Origin of the sequence: Spirosoma sp. (assembly GCF_026391055.1) — a bacterium.
Classification (GTDB): domain Bacteria; phylum Bacteroidota; class Bacteroidia; order Cytophagales; family Spirosomataceae; genus Spirosoma.
Window position 1 is genome coordinate 287,347 of record NZ_JAPLET010000029.1, and the last position, 23,396, is coordinate 310,742.

Consider the following 23,396-nt stretch of genomic DNA (forward strand, 5'->3'; position numbering starts at 1 on the left):
CTTCATGCTAAAACGTTTGTCTTTCCTTTTTCTGCTGATTCCGAGTCTGCTCCTGGCGCAGGCCAAGCCCGAAAAGCCCTGGATGCTCGGCCCTTTTCATAAAGAGAATGCGTTTAATCCCATTCTAAACGCCAAGGCCACGACCGAATTTTATTGCCCGATCCGGCAAAAGCTGGTGCGTTGGGAGGAGAAAGATGTATACAATCCAGCCACGGTGGTCCGAAATAATAAAGTGTATATGCTCTACCGGGCCGAAGATACCGTTCGGAGCGTGGGCGGCACCTCACGGTTGGGACTGGCAGTTAGTACGGACGGTATTCACTTCAAACGGATGCCCAAACCCGTTTTTTATCCTGATAACGACCCGATGAAAGTCTACGAGTGGGAGGGCGGCTGCGAAGATCCCAGGGTGGTGGAAAGTCCCAATGGCGTATATGTGATGACCTACACTTCCTACGACGGTGACAAAGCCCGGCTCTGCGTTGCCACCTCGCGTGACCTCATAAAGTGGACTAAGCAGGGACTGATCTTTGGCGATGCTGACAATGGGAAATACCGGAATAGCTGGTCGAAGTCGGGTGCCATTGTCTGCAAACGAATCGGGAACCGGTTGGTTGCACAGAAGATCAATGGCAAATACTGGATGTACTGGGGCGACCAACCCCAGCTTCGGGTAGCCACGTCGGACGACCTCCTGCACTGGACTCCCCTCGAAACCCCTGCGGGCCAACCCATCGTGGCGGCTGAGTCGCGGAGAGGAAAGCACGATGTGCGGCTGATTGAACCCGGACCGTTTGCCATGCTGACGCCAAACGGAATTCTGTTGATTTACAACGGCATGAACGACGCTAAAAACGGAGATAAAACCCTGGCCGAAGGCGCTTATGCCGGTGGACAGCTCCTGTTCGATGCAAACGACCCCGCCAAACTGCTCGACCGGTCGGAGAATTACTTCATCAAGCCCGACCAGCCTTACGAAATGGTGGGGCAGGTGAATCAGGTGTGTTTTCTGGAGGGGATGGTGCCGTTTCGGGGTAAATGGTTTTTATACTACGGCACCGCTGATTCAAAAATTGGCGTAGCTACTGCCAACCAGTAAACAATGGCCTGAGCCTCGTCCTATATCTATCCGCCTTCCAACCACTTCTTTATGCAAACATCCCGCCCGCAAATCCTGCCTTTCGAAGAATACGTTAAACACGATGCTACATCACTGGCCGAACTGGTACGCAACGGTGAGGTTGCTCCCTCCGAACTGCTGGAAACGGCCATTGCACGGGCTGAAGCGGTTAATCCACAGCTGAATGCCATTGTAACGCCCCTGTACGATAAGGGTCGGGACATGGCGAATCAACTGCCCGACAACGGAGCATTTCGTGGCGTTCCTTTTCTGCTGAAAGATCTGGAACTGGAGTGGGCCGGAACACCGCTGAAATCAGGTTCCGTAGGGTATAAGAATTATGTTTCCCAGACCGACAGTGAAACGGTTAAACGCTTTAAAGCGGCCGGGCTCGTCTTTTTCGGAAAAACCAATACTCCTGAGTTTGGTCTGACACCGTACACGGAGTCAACGCTCTATGGCCCGGCTCACAACCCCTGGAAACTGAGCCATTCGCCGGGTGGGTCGAGTGGCGGGTCGGCGGCAGCGGTGGCGGCTGGTATCGTACCCGCTGCATCGGGCTCCGATGGGGGTGGGTCGATCCGTATACCGGCTTCCTGCTGCGGCTTGTTTGGGCTAAAACCCTCACGGGGACGTGTTACGCTGGGGCCGGGTTTCGGTGAGTTGTGGAATGGTGCCGTAACGGGGCATTCGCTCACACGCAGCGTGCGCGACAGTGCTCGCCTGCTGGATGTAATTGCGGGTGGTCCGACGTATCGGCCATTGGCGGGCGAACCGTACGGCATTGCGCCACCCGAGCGTCCGTTTGCCGACGAAGTTGTCCGGGAGCCGGGTAAGCTGCGAATTGCGTTCTCGACGCAGGCCCTGATGCTAGGGCAGGTAATTGATCCCGAGTGCATAAAGGCTGTTCAGGAAGCGGCCCGCCTACTCGAAAGTCTGGGTCATACGCTGGAAGAAATACCATTACCCTACGAGAAAACGCTGGTAACGGAAGCCTTTTTTGTGTCGGTACTGAGCGAAACGGCGGCTACTCTCCGTGAGTTGAGTGCATACCTAGGCCGACCAGCCCGGCGCGAAGATGTGGAACTCAATACCTGGGCGCAGGCCCGGCTGGCTGAAGGGTTCTCGGCGGCTGATCTGGCCTTCCAGAAACGGCGCTGGAATACCCTGAACCGAAGCATGGGCCAGCTGCACGAAACCTACGACCTGTTTCTGACGCCTACTTTACCGCAGCCGCCCATTGCCATTGGAACCTTTCAAAATGCGCCTTCGGAGCAGCGTATCCTGAAACTGGTCGATTCATTCGGGGGACTTAAGTACCTGAACGGCAGTAAAACCGTGAATGATTTAGCGGAGCGCTCCTTAGGCTATATATCCTTTACGGTTATCACTAACATGACCGGGCAACCGTCTATGTCCGTGCCCCTGCACTGGTCGGCCGAGGAGCCCTCCAGTCCTGGACTCTCCAGTCCGGGACCCTCCAGTCTGGGCTTGCCCATTGGGGTGATGTTTGCCGCCAAACTGGGCGATGAAGCAACCCTATTTCGGTTAGCGGGTCAGTTGGAACAGGCCAAACCCTGGTTCGACAGGCGTCCGGTTTTATAAGTTTTGTTTTGAGTTTGGGACGGATAGATGATAGATCAAACTCTGCTTTAAGCCGCAGGTAAATAAATATGGAATGTAGTGCCTTTGTTAGCCTGGCTTGTTGCCGTAATGAAGCCCCCATGGTTGAGCACCACTTTTTCGCAGATCGCCAACCCGATGCCGGTACCGGCAAATTCGCGCTGGCTGTGTAAGCGCTGGAAAACCTGAAAAATCCGGTCGAGGTATTTCTCGTCGAAGCCAATCCCATTGTCGGCTACATCAATGCGGTGATAGGTCCGCGCGGAGCGGGTAGGTTTAATTTTCAGGGGTAGATCAGCGGCCTGTACCGTATCGGCTTTTACCTGAATCTGCGGGATTATGTCCGGCTGACGAAATTTGAGGGCGTTATGCAACAGGTTCTGGAAAAGCTGCTCTAACTGGGTGGGGTCTCCGGATAGCGTTGGCATGGTGCCAACCCGAACTACGGCACCTGTTTCCTCAATGAGTAGTTCCAGATCGGTTAAAACGAGGCTCAGAATCCGGTCGAGCGAAACCCGCTTGATAGTTTCCTGCCGGGTAGAGATGCGGGAGAAACTGAGTAAATCACGGATCAGGGTAGACATCCGTCGAGCGGCCGACTGAATACGCTCCAGGTATGTTAATTCTTCTTTTGACGAGGTGTTGCCGTACTGAATCCGTAGCAGGTCGCTGAACTGCTGAATTTTGCGCAGTGGCTCCTGTAAATCATGGCTGGCCACATAGGCAAACTTTTCCAGATTTTCGTTTGACCGACTCAACAACTGATTGGATTCCGTCAGTTCTTCATTGGAAGCCGCCAGTTCTTCGTTGGTAGCGGCTAGCTCCTCATTGATGGTTGCCAGGTCTTCATTGGCCGATTTTAACTCTTCCGTGCGTTCCTCGACTTGCTTTTCCAGTGCCAATTGCAGATTTCGCTGGGCGGTAACATCCCGGGCAGTTCCGCTCAGGACCTTGGGTTTACCATCGAGATTATAAAATACCTGACCTTGCGCATGGATGATCCGGACCTGCCCCGTGAGCCGGTTGATAATAGAGTGTTCATTCCGGTAAACGCCGGACGAGCCCGGCTTTAGGGTAGCGGCAATGGCAGCGACAACAGACTGTCGGGCCTCGTCGAGCAAAGGGTTAAAGGCTTCGTTCAGCTGTTTGGTGGCGTTGGAAAAGCCCAGCCAGTCCATAAACCGTTGTGAATAAGTAAATACGCCGGTTTCGACATCCATACTCCAGGTAGCCAGCTCAGCTAGTTCAATCGCATCCAGAAGAGACGTTTCCCGGACTTTGAGCTGCAACTGAGCTGTTATCTCGTCCGTAACTTCCCGGGCAGTGCCGTAAAAAATACCGGGTGTTTCGTCTGTTTCATAATCGTATGTACCCAGCACCCGAACCCAGTGAATACTGCCATCCTTCCAGATAAAACGGGCTTCATACTGCAATTTTCCCGTCTTTGACGCCACCTCATAAGCCGCATCGCGAATGGGCAAGTCTTCCGGATGAATGTGTTCGATGAACAACGCACGGCTGAGCCGACTTTTTTCTTCCCCTGTCATGATTTTGGCCAGCAGGGGGGAATAATCCAGATGGTCGTCTGCCAGACGTACACTAAACCAGCCCGTGTTACTACCCTCAAGAGCTAATTTAGCCAGTCGCTCGGAGCTTTTAAACTGATCCTGTAAGGAAACAATTTCGGTGATGTTCTGGGCCGTGCCCGAAAGTCGGAACGCTTCGCCCTGTTCGTTGAAAAAGGCTTTACCCTGGCAACGTAACCAGCGAAGTTTATTATTGGCAGGGTCGATTATCCGAAAGTCGGTTTTAAACCGACCATTAGACGCTGGATTCAGGCTCCTGCGAACGGCTTCGATAACCTGGGCGTGGTCATCCGTATGGATGTACTTTAACGCCTGATTATACGGCAAAAGGTCCGTTTGCGTTGCCCCGAAAAGTAGCCTGGTATAATCGTCCCATCTCATCAGTTGATCCATGGGGTCGACCTCCCAGGTGCCGATCTCTGCGGCCTGAATCGCAAAAGACAATCGCTCGTTTTCAGCTCCACTATCGGGGTAAAAGGATTTTTGCTCCTCGGTCATTGGAGTACTTTCAGAAAGATATTGTCAATTAACCTGATGTGATAAAGTAAGGTTTATAGTTTAATGAATCAATATTATTACATGTATAAATATAAAGTTTTTATAGGTAAGTAAGTGTAACTGACTAGTTACCCGTTTTTGTTGAGCTAATTTTATATAGATACTTATTTCAATAAATTCATGCAAATTTACTCTACTATGACTCTGTTGTTAGTAGTTTTTGCTCATAATCAATAAGATATGAGTCGATTTCGGGGTTTTGGACCGAGGTAGTTTGTTTTTTTTTACCAGTCAATTAATCACTTATGAAAAAAATATCCTTTTTGATTTATGCTGTTGGGCTATCCTTTACGCTCGCAGCTCAACAGTATGAACCCGTAAATCCGGCGAAAGATAAACTCGATTATCAGGGCTATACAATCCGGTTGATGCCGGCCCGGGATGGGTCGTACGGATATAGCGTACTGAAGGGTAAAACGGTCGTTGCGCATCAAATGCATAACCCTGTCTCGATGGCACCTGTCGGCTTACGACGAAAAGAAGATGTGTATAAAGTGGCCCGGTGGCAGATTGAGCAAGTACAGACCGGAAAATCCGGGGCCGACATCTTTGCCAAACCGCTGCCCGCTCGTGTCGCTCAGGAACTGCAACTAAAAGATTAACCCTAAACCAATCTATCCCGAAGAGCATACCCTTTATCTCAGCACGCATGAAAAAGATCTACCTATTATTTTTTTTGGGCAGTTTAATTGGCAATGTTAACGGTCAAAGCGGATCCCCTGACCCGGCTTTCGGCAAGAATGGGCTTCAAACGACCGCTGTTCCGATCAATGTTCTACAGGAGGAGGCTAGAAAAGTACTGCCACTATCTAGTGGAATGTATGTTGTTACCCAGATCAACAGCACGGCCGTTGTGGCCAAGTACCTCAATAATGGAGCAATTGATACCTCGTATGGGCGGAATGGCTACTCGGCTCAGGTAGACGGTGTGGCAGCTGATGCCGCCCTACAGAGCGATGGTAAAGTTGTTGTAATAACGGGCTCGTCGGTAGTGCGTTTTACTACCAACGGCTTGCTGGACAATACCTTTAGCGAAGACGGCATCCAAACCGTTAATTCATCTTCTATATCGATACGGTCCGTTGGTGTGCAAAATGGAAAAATCGTTGTGGCTGGTAGCCGTACGGTATTAGGTGAGGTCGATTTTGCGGTACTTCGCTATAATGCTGATGGCTCGCCGGATACCAGTTTTAGTGATGATGGCCTGCAAACGACCAATTTTGGTCAGAATATCCTGGATAATGGCCTGGCACTTGCCATACAGGGCGATAAAATCGTGGTTGCCGGCACCAGCAGTGGGTATCTGGCCATTGTCCGCTATAATTCGGATGGTTCGCTGGATAACAGTTTCAGTCAGGATGGTAAGGTAACGTATGATAACCAACTGTTTTCACCGGCCCTGTCGGTAGCCATTCAGGGAAACAAAATTCTGGTGCCCGGTGGTCTGAATAGCGATTTCGCGGTGGTTCGTTTCAATTCGGATGGTGCGCTGGACACAACATTTGGTACATCAGGTGTGCTGACAACAGATGTTGGCGATCAGTTCAACGAGTCGGCGCGGACAGTTACGATTCAGGGCGACAAGTTTGTGCTGACTGGCAATACCGCCTACGATCTGGCGGCCGTACGATACAACAGCGATGGATCGCTGGATACTGGTTTTGGATCAAATGGTAAAGTGATCACCCATTTCGATGGTGTTGATTTCGTCAGACCGGCATCTGCCGCACTACAGGGCGACAAGCTTCTGATAGCCGGATTCACCTATACCTTTGCGCGGGCGAGCGATGAGGATGTAGCGCTGGTGCGGTACAATGCCAATGGCTCGCCCGACACCAGCTTTAGCGATGATGGCAAGCTCACGAGCTTTTTTCCGTATGCCCGTACGTTTTTCACCAGTTCCGTTGTTCAGCCCGATGGGAAAGTCGTAGCCGCCGGGTATACGTTTATGTACCTGCCCGGCTCCCTGAGCGATGTCTTCGTTGTGGTCCGGTACAATACCGATGGTACGCTGGATAAAACGTTTAGTGACGACGGTATACAAACGACCGATTTTGGGCCAGGTTCGCAGTCCGTAGCGAATGCGGTTATACTTCAGGGGAACAAGATCGTGCTGGCGGGGTATTCCTACAACTCGGATAACAACAATAACACGGATTTTGCAGTGGCACGTTACAATTCCGATGGTACGCCGGATAATACCTTTAGTGGCGATGGTAAGCAACTGACCGATTTAGGACCTGCATCCAATGATTTTGGGCAGCTTGTCATCGGCCAGGGCGATAAGATCGTTGTGGGTGGCTACTCCTACAATTATGAAACGGGCATGAGCACGACGCTGGCCCGCTATAATGCGGATGGCTCGCTGGACAACTCCTTTAGTAATGATGGTATACAGACAACCAGCTTTGGCGATGCGGGGATAACCACCGGCGCTCTGGCGCTTCAGGGCGACAAACTGCTTTTGGCGGGTACCAGCTATAATTCGCAAACAAGTACCCTCGGATTTCTGGTAGCCCGCTACAATGCAGATGGCTCACTCGATACGAGTTTTGGCGAAACAGGTGTTGTTACCACGGATTTTGGCCCCGGCTCCAGTGTATTTGCCAAGTTCATCCGGGTTCAGAACGACCGGATTCTCGTTGTCGGGTATCAGAGCAATGAAACGCAGGTAGCAACGGCCCGCTATAAGCTGGACGGAACACTGGATACCAGCTTCGGTCAGAATGGAAAACGACTAAGTCCGTTTCCGAACGGTTCAACAACCTATTTAACGGCTGTAGTGGGGCAGGACGACGGGAAATTTATTGTAGCAGGCAATACAACGGACCTGGCTACGTACCGGCAAACGTTTGCACTGGCCCGTTATAACCCCGATGGCTCCTTAGATACTGGCTTTGCCGCGAGTGCAATCCCTGCCGACAATAACACCACGTATTATGTACAGGCCCTCAGTACCCGGGGTAATCGGCTTTATGCGGTTGGCTACAGGCAATCGTCCTTTTTCAATGGCTTTGGGCTTGGCCCCATGAGCGAAGGTGTTGTGGCCGCTTATAAACTCGAAACGAGTGTAAGCTTGGCCTGTCCGGTCAATAAAACAGTCGTGACGGATCAGGGTATTTGTGGCGCCGTCGTAAAAGATATCGATCCGATAGCCGCTAATTCGCCCACCAAATACACCTTATCGGGTGCTACAACGGGTAGCGATATGGGTAATGTCAGCGGCAAACTATTCAATATTGGCGCTACGGTCGTGACCTATACGCAGGCCAGTGAACCCGCCAAAACCTGTTCGTTTACGATAACGGTCGTTGACCGGCAGTTACCCACGATAACGGGTCTTTCGGTAAGCCCGAACAGATTATGGCCCCCTAATCACAAGATGGTGGATGTGACGCTCACATACAACGTGCTGGACAACTGCAAAGCAACTTCCGTCGTGTCGGTATCCAGTAATGAACCCCAAACCGGTCCCGATGACAACACGCCCGACGACTGGCAGATTATCGATGCCAATCATTTGAAACTTCGGGCCGAGCGAACCGGCAGCGGAAATGGCCGAATCTATACCATTACTGTCACGGCTACGGACCCATCGGGTAACAAGGCAATACAATTGACGCAGGTAACCGTACCAAAAAATAACGCGGGTCGGGCAGGGGGCGACGAGCTAAGCTTATTGGAAGAAGGCGGGGAGGTCAATGGCCTGACGGTGAAAGTGATGCCCAATCCATCGTCGGGGTATTTTACTATACTTACCAAAAGTGCTACGGCCAGCGTCCTGACCATTCGGGTGTCTGACCTTCAAGGACGGCCGATGCCCGGTTTAGACAATGTACCGGCCAATGGAACCCTGCAATTGGGCCATACCTATGCACCGGGTGTTTATGTCCTCACGGTGATTGACGGTCCGAGAAAAGTAACGGTCAAGCTGCTCAAATTAGCGGAATAACCGGCTGGTCGAAGGCGCGCCTGGCTGCCTGATTTCGGGGTCAATAGAGTTTAAAAAGGAGCCCTTCGGCTCCTTTTTTTATGGCTCCAATATAGTATCAGGTTCCTGATCCCAATAGGGTAGGTTTGTTAAAACATACCTTTTAAAGCCTATTGAACTAACTCTGCTACAATGAAAACTTTTCGATACAGTGTTCTGCTTGGCTCGTTGCTACTGATCAATCTGCAAAACTCGTTCGGTCAGAGCAAATTTTCCGTCTCCGTCAATCTGGCTCCTGTGTATACGCACACCGACTTCAGCCTACCTGTTCCTTTACCAAATTCGCCGGTTGTTCTCACCGAATACGCCGGGAGAGCCTATGGCCTGCATTATTCCGTTGGCCTGATGGGCTGGTACCATTTCTCGTCCAAATGGTCCGCTTCGGCAGGCATTTGGGCCACTCATCAGGCCATTGGCAAAACCAATATTACCTACAACGGTGTAGCCTCTTCAACAACCTACCAATACAACCATCCCTTCAATAATTATTACAAAGTGCCTGTCCAGATCAACTACCAACCCGCACAAAAGAAACTTTCTCCTTATTTCTCGGCGGGCGTGTCCTTTGATCTTAGGGGAACCAGCTATGTAGATTTGTTTGGCGATGGAACGTACACGGCAGTGAAGTTTGGTAAGCCGGTTGTAGTTACCCCTTTGGTAGGCGTGGGGTTGATTTATCAGCTAACGAACCGTTTATCGTTGCTTACCCAGCCCACTTTTCAATATGATTTGCAAGCCCGGCCTGCCAATAATTATTACCATGCGTATCAGGTGAGTTTACAGACTCAGCTGATTTGGCACCTCTAAACGAAGCTAAATCAAACGGCCCTGTAGCGTTTAAATCCATGCCAAAGTTACGTGTGCAGAAACGCAGAAGCGTATCGTCTGATTGCTCAACCAAGCGTAATCAGACAATACGCTTCTGCTTCATCACGACTTAATAAAGGCCAGCAGATCCGCGTTAATTGTTGCGGCTTCGGTGGTGGGCATGCCGTGCGGAAAGCCTGGGTACGAAATCAGTTTCCCGTGTTTTAACAGCTTTATCGCCTTTACTGCCGAAATAGCGAAGGGAACGATCTGGTCATCTTCCCCGTGCAAAACCAGCACGGGCACATCCACACTCTTAAGATCTTCCGTAAAATCGGTCTCCGAAAAGGCCTTAATTCCGTCGTGGTGGGCTTTGATGCTGCCCATCATGCCCTGCCGCCACCAGTTGTCCTGAATGCCCTGCGATACGTTTGCGCCTTCCCGATTGTAGCCGTAAAAAGCGGTGGTGAAATCCTTGAAATACTGAGGCCGATGTTTGGCGGTACCTTCGCGTATTTCATCAAATACCGACATCGGAACACCGTCCGGATTGGCTTCGGTCTGAACCATAAGGGGCGTTACGGCACTGACCAGTACCGCTTTAGCTACCCGGCCCTGTCCATGCTTCGCTACATACCGAATCACTTCGCCACCACCGGTCGAGTGGCCAATATGGATGGCATCTTTCAAGTCCAGGAACTGGGTAAGTTCAGCTACGTCGGCCACGTACGTATCCATGTTATGCCCCTCGGAGGTTTGGGATGATCGGCCGTGTCCTCTTCGGTCATGCGCAATCACGCGAAATCCCTGCGCTACGAAAAACATCAGTTGCGCGTCCCAGTCGTCGCTGGAAAGCGGCCAGCCGTGATGAAAAACCAGTGGCTGACCTGTTCCCCAATCCTTGTAGTAAATCTCGGTACCGTCACTTACTGTGATCTTGCTCATGTCTTCCGAAGTTAATTGTTGATAGTAAATTGAAAGAGGTTTATAAAGGACTTTTGCCGGAACAAACCTACACGAAGATGGACCGAGGGGCGCGGTACAAATGGCGGGTATTGCAGTAAAAACAAGAGATTTTACCCGTAGAGGCCGTACGTAATCAATACCTTCATTGACCCATTGCTCTTTCTCGATGCCGAGCGGCCCACCTTAACGCATCCTGGTATAACCCCGGTTTTTATCATTTTTTCAGAAGGGGGTACCCTGCCCGGCGATTCGATTGTCTTTTAGGTAATCAGTGCCCATCTGTTGACGTATTCGCTATTGGTTAATAAGCCGTTTTTCGAGTCCCTGCTGATTAACCAATAACCCGACAACCGATAACTGATGCTAACTACAACCTGAAAACTGATAGGAATCAATGAGAGAGTCGCTACAAAAGAGAATACGGTTTCTGTGCTTTTTGATCGTCTTCGTTTCGGTGCTGGCAACGGGCGAGGGCCATAATCGAACAAAGCTGCCTGTTACCACTAGTAAAAAAGCGCCCATCACTATTAAAGGAAAAGTAACGGCACAGGAAGACCGGATGGCGTTACCCGGCGTCAACATCAGCATTAAAGGCACCACCGTAGGGACGACCACGGATGCCGACGGGAACTACTCCATTAGTGTACCGGCCAAAGAAAATACGCTGATCTTTTCGTTTCTGGGGTATATCTCACAGGAAATTCCGGTTGGCAATCAAACCACTATTAACGTAAGCCTCACCACCGATTCCAAAGTGCTTAATGAAGTGGTTGTAACGGCGCTGGGATTTAAAGAAGAAAAAGACCGGATGGGGTCGACTTTATCGGCAATCAAACCCGAAGATATTAAACGCTCCGGCGAAACGGGGGTTATCAACGGGCTGGCCGGGAAGGCGGCTGGCGTACAGATCTCGCGTTCTACCGGCGATCCGGGCGCGGGTTCTTACATCCAGATTCGGGGGCAGAATACCATTACGGGCTCTAACCAACCCCTCATTATCATCGACGGAATACCCATCAGCAACAGCACCACGGGCGATTCCCGGTCTGGCGTGGCGCAGCAGTCGCGTCTCAATGACATCAACCCCGAAGATATTGCTTCCATGCAAATCCTGAAGGGGGCCTCGGCCGCCGGTTTGTGGGGGTCGAGGGCCGCCAACGGCGTTATTGTGATCACCACAAAACGCGGGGCTAACGACAATAAACTGAGCGTCAACGTCAGCTCGACGGTTTCATTCGATAAGGTCAACGTCATTCACCCCTTACAGGAAGCGTACGGGCAGGGGTCGGGCGGTATCTATAACCCAACGACACAGTACTCCTGGGGGGATAAAATTGCCGACCGGTCGGGTGCCGACGATGTGGTTAACATGAATGGTGCCCGTTTCGAGTCGTATCAGGGGAAAACGTTTTATCCTATTCTTTCCAAAAACTCGAAAGAAACGTATAACCAGGCCCGGCAGGATGCGGTATTCCGGACGGGAACGTATTACGACAACAACGTTAGCCTGAGCGGGGGCAACGAAAAGGGAAATTTCTACCTCAGTCTGGGCAACCTGAGCCAGAAAGGGATTTTTGCCGGTCAGAGCGATTACAAGCGCAACTCGGTTCGCTTCAACTCCAGCCGCCAGTTCAACGACATCATCCGGGCCTCCACCAACGCCAACTTTATCCGGACAACCTCTAACCGAATTCAGAAGGGCGATAACACCAGCGGCCTTTACATTGGTATGCTGCGTTCCGCACCCGATTTCGACAGCCGCTACTGGAAAGGGAGTTACTATTCATCGCCCACGGCTGCGGCCATCCGGAACCGCCAGCGGTCTTATCGGAATTACCTGGGGGCATCGGCCAACCCGAGCTATAACGACCCGCTCTGGACGATCAACGAACTCACCAACCTCTCGGAAGTCGACCGGTTTATCATGAATTCGGAGATTGTGATTACGCCCAAAGACTGGCTTAGCTTTACCGCCCGCGGTGGTCTGGATACCTATAGCGACCGCCGGGTAACCAACAACCCGGTATCGTCGGTGGTCAACTCCGGAGCAGGGCAGTACGAGCAGCAGATCATTTCGGAGAAAGAGCTTAACCTCGACGTAATCGGACGGGCCAGCAAGGATTTTGGCGAGAACCTAACGAGTACGCTGATTGTCGGCTTTAACGTCAACGACCGCCGGTACAACAGCCTGGGCGGCCAGATGAACGGTTTCATTCTGGAAGAAGCACCACCAAACTTTGCTAACTCCACCGCCGTCAACAACTACCCGTACAACTCGGAATCACATCGCCGGACGGCCCGTCTGTACTCCACGCTGAACCTGGGTTTTTTTAACCAGTTGTATGTGAACGGGTCAATTGCCAGTGAGAGTGGGTCTACGTTCGGAAGCGCATCTAAATCGACTTTTTTCTATCCGTCTGCCGATGTGGCGTGGCAGTTCAGTCAGTTACCTATTTTCCGGGGTGGGCCGCTTTCGTTCGGTAAGCTGCGGGCTTCTTACGGAATTGTGGGTATCCAGCCGGAACCTTATCGGAATACAACCTCGTACGTAACGGCTTCTTTCGGTAGTTGGGCCACTAACCTGACCAGCTCCGGCTACGGGGGCGCTTACGTGGAAAGTGCCACCCAAGGCGACCCCAACCTGTTTCCGGAGCGCAAAACCGAGTGGGAGATTGGAGGTGATCTGCGATTTTTTAAGAACAAGCTGACCGTTGGCTATACCTATTACCAGAACAACATCCGGGATTTGCTGCTTCAGGTATCATCGGCGGGGTCTACCGGCTATAGCCAGCGATATACCAATGCGGGCAGCATGGAGAACAAGGGCATGGAGGTCGACTTCAACCTGAACGTGCTCCAGAAGAAAGATTTCCAGTGGAATGTGTTTGCCAACTGGAGCCGCAACCGGAACCGGGTAACCAGCCTGGGCGGTACCGAAATAGTTACTTTCACGGGCGGGGCGCTGAGTACCGTTGCCCACGTGGGGGATGCCCTGTCGTCTTTTTATGGGGGCGTTTACCAGCGAAACGAAGACGGTTCTATGAACCTGACGGCTACGGGTTTTCCGAGACTCGGTACTACGCTCGGCATCGTTGGCGACCCGAACCCCGATTGGCGCGGTGGTTTTGGTACGAATTTCTCCTACAAAAAGCTTTCCCTGAACGTTCTGTTTGAAACCTTTCAGGGGGGCGATTTCTACGAAGGAACCCGTGGTGTGTTAGTCAACTTCGGGACCTATGCAGACGTAGGCAATGAAGTGACGTTGTCGCAAGACACGTACAACTATGCCGGAACTCTGTTTAAAGCGGGCACAGCCCTGCGTGGCAACGTGGTCGATTACGGTGGAGGCCCCGTGCTGCTCGATCAATCCTTCTACACCTCCATTGGCGGGCATTCCGGGCAATTGACGGAGCAGTTCGTTCGGGACGGCAGCTGGACCCGGATTCGCGAAATCACCCTGGGCTATCAGTTAAACTCGGCCGGTTTCCGGAAGAAAACGAAGCTGGAATCGGTCGGGTTCTCGGTAACGGCCCGTAATCCGGTGCTCTGGACCAAAGTGGTTGGCATTGACCCGGAAACCAACGTATCGGGTGTTGGCAATGCCCGTGGCGTTGACTATTTCAACAATCCAAGTACGAAATCCCTGGTTTTCAGCCTGAAGATCAATTATTAACTCTAACGACAGCCATCGAATGAAACGACGATATAAAACCCTTTGCACCGCCTTGCTGGGATTGATACTTTTCTCCTGTGAGTCGCTGGTGTCCGACCTGAACAAAGACCCCAATAATCCAACAGACGCGTCTGCCGAATATATTTTTACCGGCACCCAGATCGCCCACATGGCCGCACAGGAAGGCATGGCCAGCCGACTCACCATTGTCTGGACAGGCTATGGGTTCGGAAGTTTTCAGCAGTTTGGCACCTGGGGACAGTACCAGATCACAGCCGCCAACTTCGACGACGACTGGAACCTGTTCTACACCGGCGTGAATAAAAATGCCGTTCGGGCACTCGAAAAAGCCGATCAGTTGGGGAACCGTGTGATGGGCGGCATCACCAGGATCATCCAGGCGCAGAACATTGGTACCGTCACGGAGCTCTGGGGCGATGCGCCGTTTACCGAAGCCAGCGATGCGACTAAATACCCGAACCCACGCTTCGAAACGCAGGCCGAACTGATCCCCAAACTGATTGCCCGGCTAAACGATGGCATCGCCGATCTGGAATCCGGCATTGGTACGGTGGGCACAAAAGACATCTTCTTTGGTGGTGATGTGACGAAGTGGAAGCAGGTTGCCAATACCCTGAAAGCCCGGCTTTATGTCGACCTGAAACAGTACGACAATGCCTACACGGCGGCTACGGCGGGGGTGAGTACGTTCGCTAACTCCATGTATGCCCTACACGGCACAACGGCCAGCGTGAACGAAAACGCCAACTACAGCTTCCTGACCAACATCCGGGCGGGGAGCATCACCGGCGAAAACGCCTACAATGCCCTGTTGCTCAACCCCGCCAAGGCGGCTACGTACCGGGGTAATGCCAAAACGAACGAGACGGCCCGGTTCAAATTCTATTACCTCGAAAACGGCGTTAATGCGCCGGGGGTGATCGAACCCAATACGCTCACGACGAACGCCAGCCGGGGCTTTTTTGCCCGCGATGCCAGTTTTCCGCTCGTAACCTATCAGGAAAACATCCTGACCCTGGCCGAAATGGCCCTCCGTGCCGGAAAAGGTTTCGACGTGGCGCTAGCACACCTGAATACCTACCGCAGTTTTCTGAACAGTGGCGGCTACCTGCACGCGACGTATAAAGTGGCCGGTACTTACAAATACGACCCTTATGTGGCCGCCGACTTTGCCCCTGGTGGAATGGAAAACAAAGACGGCATCACGGCATCGAACGCCCTGCTGCGGGAAATTCTGGAAGAGCGGTACGTTACCTTTTACGGGCAGCATCTGGGCTGGAATGACGAACGCCGGACCCGTACGGAAGGCTTGGGCGTTAAACTTCAGCCCAACAACGGCAGTCAGCTACCCTGGCGGTTCATTTACTCCCAGAACGAGTTGAACTCAAACCCGAACAGCCCCCGCTCGGCCCCGAGCCTGTTTGACCCAATGGCGATTTATAAGTAAGTTGGGGGTGGTAAAAGCTCCCCGTAACCCAATCTCCAATGAAATTACCCCCTTACTTGTTCTTTGCCCTTAGTTGCCTGTTTATCAGCCCACTCACCACCAAGGCTCAATTCTCTCCTCAGGAGGCCGATGAATTAGCTAAACAGGCCAAAGGTGTAGAGATCGTGAAAGACACATATGGCGTTCCGCACGTGTACGCGAAGACCGACGCCGATGCTATATTCGGTCTCATGTACGTTCAGTGCGAAGAGTACTTCGACAAAGTAGAAACGTCGATCGTTGGTCGACTGGGGCGTACCGCCGAACTCGAAGGCGAAGCCGCCATCTACCGCGACCTCTGGACGCACATGTACATCGACTCCGCGCAGGCCGTTCAGCTCTACAAAAAAACACCCGACTGGCTCAAGAAGCTCTGCGATGGTTATGCCGGTGGAATCAACTATTATCTCATTACGCACCCGGCCGTAAAACCCAAACTGCTGACCCGCGTTGAGCCCTGGGTGATTCTGATGAACAACGTCCCCGCTATGGGCGGCAGCAACGTCGGCGAACCCGATTTCAAAGCGTTTTACCTGAAAGAGGTGGCGCAGGCCGCTACCGGGAGCCGGAGCTTTACCGCCGAACCACCTAAAAACGACGGCTCTAACGGCTGGGCACTGGCTCCGTCGCGAACGAAGAATAAGAAGGCTATCCTGCTCATCAACCCCCATTCGGAATACTATGGCCGACTGGAAGTTCAGATGGTGAGCAACGAAGGGCTAAATGTGTATGGCGCACCGTTTCTGGGGCAGTTTAACATTTTTCAGGGCTTCAACGAGTTCTGCGGCTGGATGCACCCCGTTTCGCTGTCGGATGCCAAAGACCTGTACGCCGAGGTCGTCGAACGCAGAAACGGCAGGCTGATGTACCGCTACAACGGTGCCTGGAAATCGGTCGACAGCACCACGCACGAACTTCGGTACAAGAAAAAAGGGGGCGGGCTAGGCACGAAAACGTTTGTTACCTACCGAACTCACCACGGCCCGATCGTGTACGCCACCGCCACCCGCTGGATTGCCCTCAAAACGTATGAGCCTAACATCGACCTGCTGGCTATGAACTGGCTGAAAACCAAAGCCCGGAACCTGAAGGAGTTTACTACTGCCATTAACAAACGGGCTATGGTGGGCAGCAACATTGTGTATGCCGATAAGGCCGGGAACATTGCCTACTGGCACGGGAACTTCGTACCGAAGAAAAACCCGCTTCTCGACTGGCGACGACCCGTCGACGGAACCACCCCGGCGACGGAATGGCAGGGGACACACGAGTTGACCGACATGCCGCACTACCTCAACCCGGCAAACGGCTGGATCCAGAACTGCAACTCAACGCCGTTGTACGCCATCGGTAAGCTGGATACGGTCATGTTGAAACTGCCGTCCTATATGCTTCCCGATGGCCATACCCCACGGGCCGTTCATGCCGTTCGGGTGCTGACGCTCCTCAAAAATGCGACGATGGACGATGTCATCGCGGCCTCGTACGACAATTATCTGCCCAGCGGGGAGCGGTTTATCCCGAGTCTGGTTGCCGCTTACAATGCGGTATCCTCAGATTCTATCCGTACGAAACTGGCTCAACCCATCGAGGTGCTAAAACAGTGGGATTTCAGGGCCGACACCAGTTCCGTTGCGACCACGCTGGCGGTACACTGGATGGAAAAAATAATTCAACTCGATATGGCCCGTCTGGCGAAACCCGCCACCACAGAGGAACAATACGCATTAACGAACGGAGCAGCCATCACCACCGAGTTCATTTCGCCCATGGAGCAGGTCACGGCGCTGGCTCAGGTCGTGGCCGAACTCGAAAAGGAGTTTGGCACCTGGCAGGTTGCCTGGGGAACGGACAACCGGTTTCAGCGGACGGCCGATAACGAACCCAGCGACGACAAACCAAGCTGGGCCGTACCTGCCACACCCGGTTTTATGGGCTCACTGAATGCCTATGTGAGCCGAAAGACACCAAAAACGCACAAACGCTACGGAATTACGGGCAATACGTTCGTAGCCGCCGTCGAGTTTGGCGATAAACTCCGGGCTAAAACCATCCTGACCGGCGGAGCCAGCACCGATCCCAGTTCTCCGCATTATCTGGATCAGGTAAAGGGCTATATTAACGGTACGTACAAGGAGATTTATTTCTATAAAGACGAGGTGTATAAACACGCCGAAAAAATTTACCATCCCGGCGATAAGTGATCATTATCTATGAAAAGACGTGAGTTTGCGAAGTTATCCGGTCTGGGTCTGAGCGCTACCCTGTTTGCGGGTGGAGCAATGGCCGGAAACCGGATTTCGGCGGAGGAATTGCTGAATCCGGGTTTGGATGTGGCGGTAAAAAAACGACTGGCAGATGCCGCCCTGAACGCGGCCAAAAGTAAAGGGGCCACCTATGCCGATGTACGGGTGGGCCGGTATCTGAGGCAGTACCTGTTCACGAGGGAAAACAAGGTGCAGAACATTGTCAATTCGGAGTCGTACGGTATTGGCATCCGGGTCATTGCCAACGGCACCTGGGGCTTTGCGTCGACCAATGAAATGACGCCCGCCAGCATTGCCGCCTGTGCCGAAATGGCCGTGGAAATGGCGAAGGCCAATGCCGAAATTCAGCTGGAACCGGTGGTGCTGGCCCCGCAGAAAGGGGTAGGGGAGCAAACCTGGCGAACACCCATCCAGAAGAATGCCTTCGATATTCCGGTTAAGGAAAAGATCGACCTGCTGATGGAGGTGAACGGTGCCGCCATGAAAAACGGTGCGTCGTTCGTTACGTCCAATCTCTTCTTCGTGAACGAACAGAAGTACTTTGCCTCTACCGATGGCTCGTACATCGACCAGGACGTGCATCGAATGTGGCCCACCTTTACGGTATCGGCGGTGAACAAACAGACGGGCCGTTTCAAAACCCGCGACGCGCTCAGTGCGCCCATCGGCATGGGATACGAATACCTGAGCAACAAAGCTTCCGAGAAAATTGTGGTGCCCAATGGTCCGACCGTGTATCGGTATGCCTACGATATGATCGAGGATGCCACGCTGGCGGCTCTTCAGGCCAAAGAAAAACTATCGGCAAAATCAGTACCGGCGGGAAAGTACGACATGATTCTCGATCCGTCCAACCTGGGTCTGACCATCCACGAGTCCGTCGGACACCCGCTCGAACTGGACCGGGTGCTGGGTTATGAAGCCAATCTGGCCGGTACCAGCTTCGCGTCGATGGAAAAGCTGAAATCGAAGAACTTTCAGTATGGCAGCAAGATCGTCAATCTGATGGCCGATAAAATCCAGCCCAACACCATGGGTCTGGTGGCCTACGACGACGAAGGTGTTCCCTGTAAACAGTGGCCGCTGGTGAAAGACGGTATTCTGGTCAATTTTCAGGCCACCCGCGATCAGGTGCATCTGCTGGGCGAGAACGAATCGCAGGGGTGCAGCTTCGCCGAAAGCTGGGACAGTGTGCAGTTTCAGCGAATGCCCAACGTGTCGCTGCAACCGGGGCCGGACAAATACAGCATTCACGACATGATTAAGGACACCGAAAAAGGAATTTATATTCTGGGGCGCGGGTCGTCGTCCATTGATCAGCAGCGGTACAACTTCCAGTTCAGCGGGCAGCTTTTTTACGAGATTAAAAATGGGGCTATTGTGGGTATGCTGGACGATGTGGCGTACCAGTCCAACACCCAGGAATTCTGGAATTCCTGCGCCAGAATCTGTGACAAAGACGATTATCGCCTGTTCGGAACCTTCTTCGATGGTAAAGGGCAGCCGGGTCAGGTGAGTGCCGTTTCGCACGGATGTCCCACCACGCGCTTCAACGGTGTCAATGTAATCAACACAGGTCGTAAAATTTAAAAACCATGCCACGGAGATGCACCGCACATCTCTATGGCACCAAAACAGCTGAAGCATGGCAATTTTATCCCAGGAGGAAGCCAAAAAGATCATAGATAAGGTATTAGGGTATTCCAAATCCGACGAGATGAAGGTCGAACTGACCGGCGGTCGGTCCGGGAATATTCGCTTCGCCCGCAACTCGGTATCCACTGCCGGAGCGTCCAATAACCTGGCGCTGTCCATTACCTCGGTGCTGGGAAAGAAAACGGGTACGTCGGATATCAACGAGTTTGACGATGCATCGCTGGAAAAAGCCGTTCGTCGGGCCGAAGAAATGGCGCGGCTGGCCCCCGAAAATCCGGAGTACATGCCGATGCCGGGGCCGCAGACGTTCGGCAAACCGCAGGCTTTTGTCGATACCACAGCCAACATGAAAGCCCCCGACCGGGCCAAACTCGCCGGAGCCAGCATCAAATCCATCCGCGACAGTCAGTTGAGCGGGGCGGGTTTTCTGGAAGACTCCGCGAATTTTAACGCCATCGGCAATAGCAAAGGCCTTTTCGGATACCACAAAAGTACCAATGTCGACTTCTCGCTGACCATTCGCACCCCCGACGGCACCGGTTCCGGCTATGCTGCGGGTGATTTCAACGACGTCAGCAAACTTAACACGGCTGCACTGACCGAGGTTGCTATTCAAAAAGCGAAGGCGTCGCAAAAGGCCGTTGCGCTGGAGCCGGGCAAGTACACCGTTATTCTGGAGCCGCTGGCTGCTGGCGAACTGGTGCAATTCATGGTCCGCGCTATGGAAGCCCGCACCGCCGACGAAGGCCGTAGTTTCCTGAGCAAGAAAGGTGGTGGGACGCGTCTGGGTGAAAAGATACTCGACGAGCGGGTCACAATTTATTCCGATCCCGGAAACGGGCAGATTCCCGGTTCGCCGTTTTCGTCGGAGGGCTACCCGCACGAAAAGGTGATGTGGTTCGACAAGGGCGTGGTCAAAAATATGTCTTACTCGCCGTACTGGGCGCAGCAAAAAGGGGCGAAGCCGCTCCCGCAACCGTCGGGCTTTGTCATGGAAGGGGGCTCGCAATCCCTGGCCGAACTCATCAAAGGAACCGAAAAGGGCATTCTGGTCACTCGTTTCTGGTACACCCGCTGGCTCGACCCGCAGACCCTGCTCTATACCGGCCTCACCCGCGACGGCACCTTTTACATCGACAAGGGACAAATAAAGCACCCGGTCAAAAACTTCCGCTTCAATGAAAGCCCGGTCATCATGCTCAATAACCTGGAGGCTATGGGGATTCCGGTTCGGACGCGGGGTAATCTGGTACCGCCGTTGCGCATTCGGGACTTCACGTTCAGCAGCCTTTCGGATGCGGTGTAAGAAGACAATTTCATTACTAACTCTATTTCCCTTCACCCATGAAAAAACTCACCGGACTTGTCTTATCGCTCTTGTTAGTGGCCATCCTGCACCACCAGACAATGGCGCAGGAAGCTGCGTCTACAACTCAGGCAAACGCCGTTCAGCGTCAGTTGGCCGCCATGCAGCATCAGTTCGATGCGCTCGACAAAGCCATTGACGACCTCACCTGGAGCCAGCGGCTGGGCGATGCTACCGTTGTGGACAAAGTCATCATTACCGGGCCGCCACCGGCCGTTATCAAAAATCCTACCGGGCAGGGGGCCAAAAACCCGGTTCGCTTTTCGGCCTATGTATTCATCCCGGCTAAGATCGATCCGGCCAAAAAATACCCCCTGCTGGTGTTGCCGCATGGCGGGGTTCATAGCAACTTTAACACGGCTTATGCGCATATTATCAAAGAACTAACGGCGCAGGAATACGTAGTTATTGCGCCCGATTATCGGGGTAGCACCGGTTACGGGCAGGGGTTTTACCAACTCATCGACTACGGCGGACTGGAAGTGGAGGATACCAAAAGCTGCCGCGACTACATGCTCGATAACTACGATTTTATCGACAAAAAACGCGTCGGGATTATGGGCTGGAGTCATGGCGGGATGATTACGCTGCTCAACCTGTTCGACCACCCGTCAGATTATGCCGTGGGATACGCCGGTGTTCCCGTAAGCGACCTCGTTGCCCGGATGGGCTACAAGAGTCAGAGTTACCGGGATGCCTATTCGGCGGATTACCACATCGGTAAATCGGCCGACCAGAACGTGGCCGAATACCGCAGACGTTCTCCGGCCTGGAATGCCGAAAAGCTACAGACGCCCCTGTTGATACATACCAACACCAACGACGAAGATGTAAACGTGCTGGAAGTGGAACACCTGATCAAATCGCTGAAAGCCGAGGGTAAAAAATTCGAGTACGAAATCTACAAAGAAGCACCGGGTGGGCATACCTTCAACCGGATCGACTCGTACGGGGCCAAAGAAAGCCGCATGAAAATCTATGATTTTCTGGCCCAGTACCTCAAGCCCAACAAGAAGTTCAAAGACGTAAAAGCCCTCATCGAAGCCAGCTACTTCCCTAAGAAGTAGTATCGACGGTCGGTACTACAATCATGAAAAATCTATACCGGATCTTTATTTTAAGCCTTTGCAGCGTTGGGCTGGCGATTGGTTCGCTGGCCCAAACGCCACAAGTTCGCACGTCACCCGTACACCCGGTCGCGGATTCGTACGTGTTGGATTACCTTCAGCAGGTAGCCAACCAAAGTGGCGCACCGGGCGTTTCGGCAGCTGTTTCGGTGAGGGGGAAGACCGTCTTTTCGGGGGGCGTTGGCTATGCCGATCTGGATAACCGGGTGCCGCAAAACGGCAAAACGGTACATTGCATCGGATCGGTTTCCAAAGCGGTGGCCGTTATTGCCGTGATGCAACTGGAAGAAAAAGGGCTGCTCAATCTGAACGACGAAATTCAGAAATACCTGCCATACATGCCAAAAAAGCAGAAACCCATTACGATCAACCAGATTCTCACGCACACGTCAGGCATCCGGCATTACGCAAAGCAGGATAATGATAACTACAATATCAAACGGATGCGGCATTACGACACGTTCGAAGAAGCCACGACCATCTTCCGCGACGATCCGCTGCTCTTTGAGCCTGGAGCCTACTATTCTTACTCGTCCTATTCGAGCAGCCTGATGCACGGCATCGTAGAAAAAGTATCGGGTGTTCCGTTTGAGGAGTACATGAAGAGAAACATCTGGCAACCCGCAGGTATGTTGAGCACCTGCTTCGATGTGCCCTCCCGAATTGTGGCTAATCGGGGGAAAGGGTACGTGAAAGATACGGATGGTACGCTCGTCAACGCACCCTACGAAGATGTCAGCTACAAGTATTCCAGTGGCGGTATTCTTTCCACGCCCGAAGACATGCTGAAACTGGCCGTAGCCCTCAACAAAGGCGTTCTGCTGAAACCCGCCACACTCGAAAAGCTCTACAAACCTCAGTTCGACAAGAACAAAAAGGACTTCCGGGCAAACCCAAACCAGCCTAAAGAACCACTGGAGCAGGGGCTCATCTGGTGGAGTGGCAAAGACCGGCAGGGACGCACCTGGTACGGGCATAGCGGCACCGTGAAAGGCACCCGTTCCTTCCTGATCAACTTTCCCGCAGAGCAGGTGGTTGTGGCGATTCAGGCCAATATCGGATCGATAAAAATCGACGAATACGCTATTGAACTGGCGCAACTGTTCCTGGTCGATTCTGGTAGATAGCGCTGGCCTGTTCCTGTTTTTG

14 protein-coding genes are annotated in these 23,396 nt (G+C 52.7%); 12 read left to right on the forward strand and 2 right to left on the reverse strand.

Annotated features, from left to right (window positions below; genetic code table 11):
* Window positions 1-4 precede the first annotated feature (4 nt).
* Together NT073_RS29075 and NT073_RS29080 are read left to right on the forward strand one after the other, a co-directional pair.
* Window positions 5-1,099 (forward strand): glycoside hydrolase family 130 protein, encoded by a 1,095-nt coding sequence (locus NT073_RS29075; RefSeq protein ID WP_297381083.1) that lies wholly within the window; start codon window positions 5-7, stop codon window positions 1,097-1,099.
* Window positions 1,100-1,150: 51 nt separating this feature from the next.
* Window positions 1,151-2,725 (forward strand): amidase, encoded by a 1,575-nt coding sequence (locus NT073_RS29080; protein WP_297381086.1) that lies wholly within the window; start codon window positions 1,151-1,153, stop codon window positions 2,723-2,725.
* Window positions 2,726-2,772: 47 nt separating this feature from the next.
* On the opposite strand, the gene NT073_RS29085 is transcribed toward NT073_RS29080, so the two are convergent.
* Window positions 2,773-4,827 (reverse strand): PAS domain-containing protein, encoded by a 2,055-nt coding sequence (locus tag NT073_RS29085; RefSeq protein WP_297381089.1) that lies wholly within the window; start codon window positions 4,825-4,827, stop codon window positions 2,773-2,775.
* A gap of 305 nt (window positions 4,828-5,132) precedes the next feature.
* Between NT073_RS29085 and NT073_RS29090 the strand changes: the two genes are divergently transcribed.
* From NT073_RS29090 to NT073_RS29100, 3 genes are all read left to right on the forward strand, one after another.
* Window positions 5,133-5,489: a hypothetical protein gene (locus NT073_RS29090; RefSeq protein WP_297381093.1), complete on the forward strand. Its 357-nt coding sequence runs from the start codon at window positions 5,133-5,135 to the stop codon at window positions 5,487-5,489.
* A gap of 47 nt (window positions 5,490-5,536) precedes the next feature.
* Window positions 5,537-8,839 carry a T9SS type A sorting domain-containing protein gene (locus tag NT073_RS29095; protein WP_297381096.1) on the forward strand — a complete coding sequence of 1,101 codons (3,303 nt, stop codon included), beginning with the start codon at window positions 5,537-5,539 and terminating at the stop codon, window positions 8,837-8,839.
* A gap of 171 nt (window positions 8,840-9,010) precedes the next feature.
* Complete coding sequence (locus NT073_RS29100; protein WP_297381099.1) at window positions 9,011-9,685, forward strand: hypothetical protein; 675 nt, start codon at window positions 9,011-9,013, stop codon at window positions 9,683-9,685.
* Between the two features lie 123 nt (window positions 9,686-9,808).
* Here the strand turns inward: NT073_RS29100 and NT073_RS29105 are convergent, their stop codons facing one another.
* Complete coding sequence (locus NT073_RS29105) at window positions 9,809-10,630, reverse strand: alpha/beta hydrolase (RefSeq protein ID WP_297381102.1); 822 nt, start codon at window positions 10,628-10,630, stop codon at window positions 9,809-9,811.
* A gap of 415 nt (window positions 10,631-11,045) precedes the next feature.
* On the opposite strand from NT073_RS29105, the gene NT073_RS29110 reads away from it, so the two are divergent.
* Genes NT073_RS29110 through NT073_RS29140 form a run of 7 tightly spaced genes read left to right on the forward strand, consistent with a single transcriptional unit; the run spans window position 11,046 to window position 23,374 of the window.
* Window positions 11,046-14,324, forward strand: a complete 3,279-nt coding sequence (locus NT073_RS29110; protein WP_297381104.1) for a SusC/RagA family TonB-linked outer membrane protein — start codon at window positions 11,046-11,048, stop codon at window positions 14,322-14,324.
* 19 nt (window positions 14,325-14,343) lie between these two features.
* A complete protein-coding gene (locus tag NT073_RS29115; RefSeq protein ID WP_297381107.1) occupies window positions 14,344-15,792 on the forward strand; it encodes a SusD/RagB family nutrient-binding outer membrane lipoprotein in 1,449 nt (482 codons plus the stop codon).
* A 38-nt stretch (window positions 15,793-15,830) separates the two neighbouring features.
* Window positions 15,831-18,035, forward strand: coding sequence for a penicillin acylase family protein (locus tag NT073_RS29120; RefSeq protein ID WP_297381110.1), 2,205 nt, complete (start codon window positions 15,831-15,833; stop codon window positions 18,033-18,035).
* A gap of 9 nt (window positions 18,036-18,044) precedes the next feature.
* Entirely contained in the window at window positions 18,045-19,688 is a 1,644-nt protein-coding gene (locus NT073_RS29125) for a TldD/PmbA family protein (RefSeq protein WP_297381113.1), read from the forward strand.
* Window positions 19,689-19,743: 55 nt separating this feature from the next.
* Complete coding sequence (locus tag NT073_RS29130) at window positions 19,744-21,060, forward strand: TldD/PmbA family protein (RefSeq protein WP_297381116.1); 1,317 nt, start codon at window positions 19,744-19,746, stop codon at window positions 21,058-21,060.
* A gap of 38 nt (window positions 21,061-21,098) precedes the next feature.
* Window positions 21,099-22,187 (forward strand): alpha/beta fold hydrolase, encoded by a 1,089-nt coding sequence (locus NT073_RS29135; RefSeq protein ID WP_297381118.1) that lies wholly within the window; start codon window positions 21,099-21,101, stop codon window positions 22,185-22,187.
* Window positions 22,188-22,210: 23 nt separating this feature from the next.
* Window positions 22,211-23,374 carry a serine hydrolase domain-containing protein gene (locus tag NT073_RS29140; RefSeq protein ID WP_297381121.1) on the forward strand — a complete coding sequence of 388 codons (1,164 nt, stop codon included), beginning with the start codon at window positions 22,211-22,213 and terminating at the stop codon, window positions 23,372-23,374.
* Window positions 23,375-23,396: the final 22 nt, after the last annotated feature.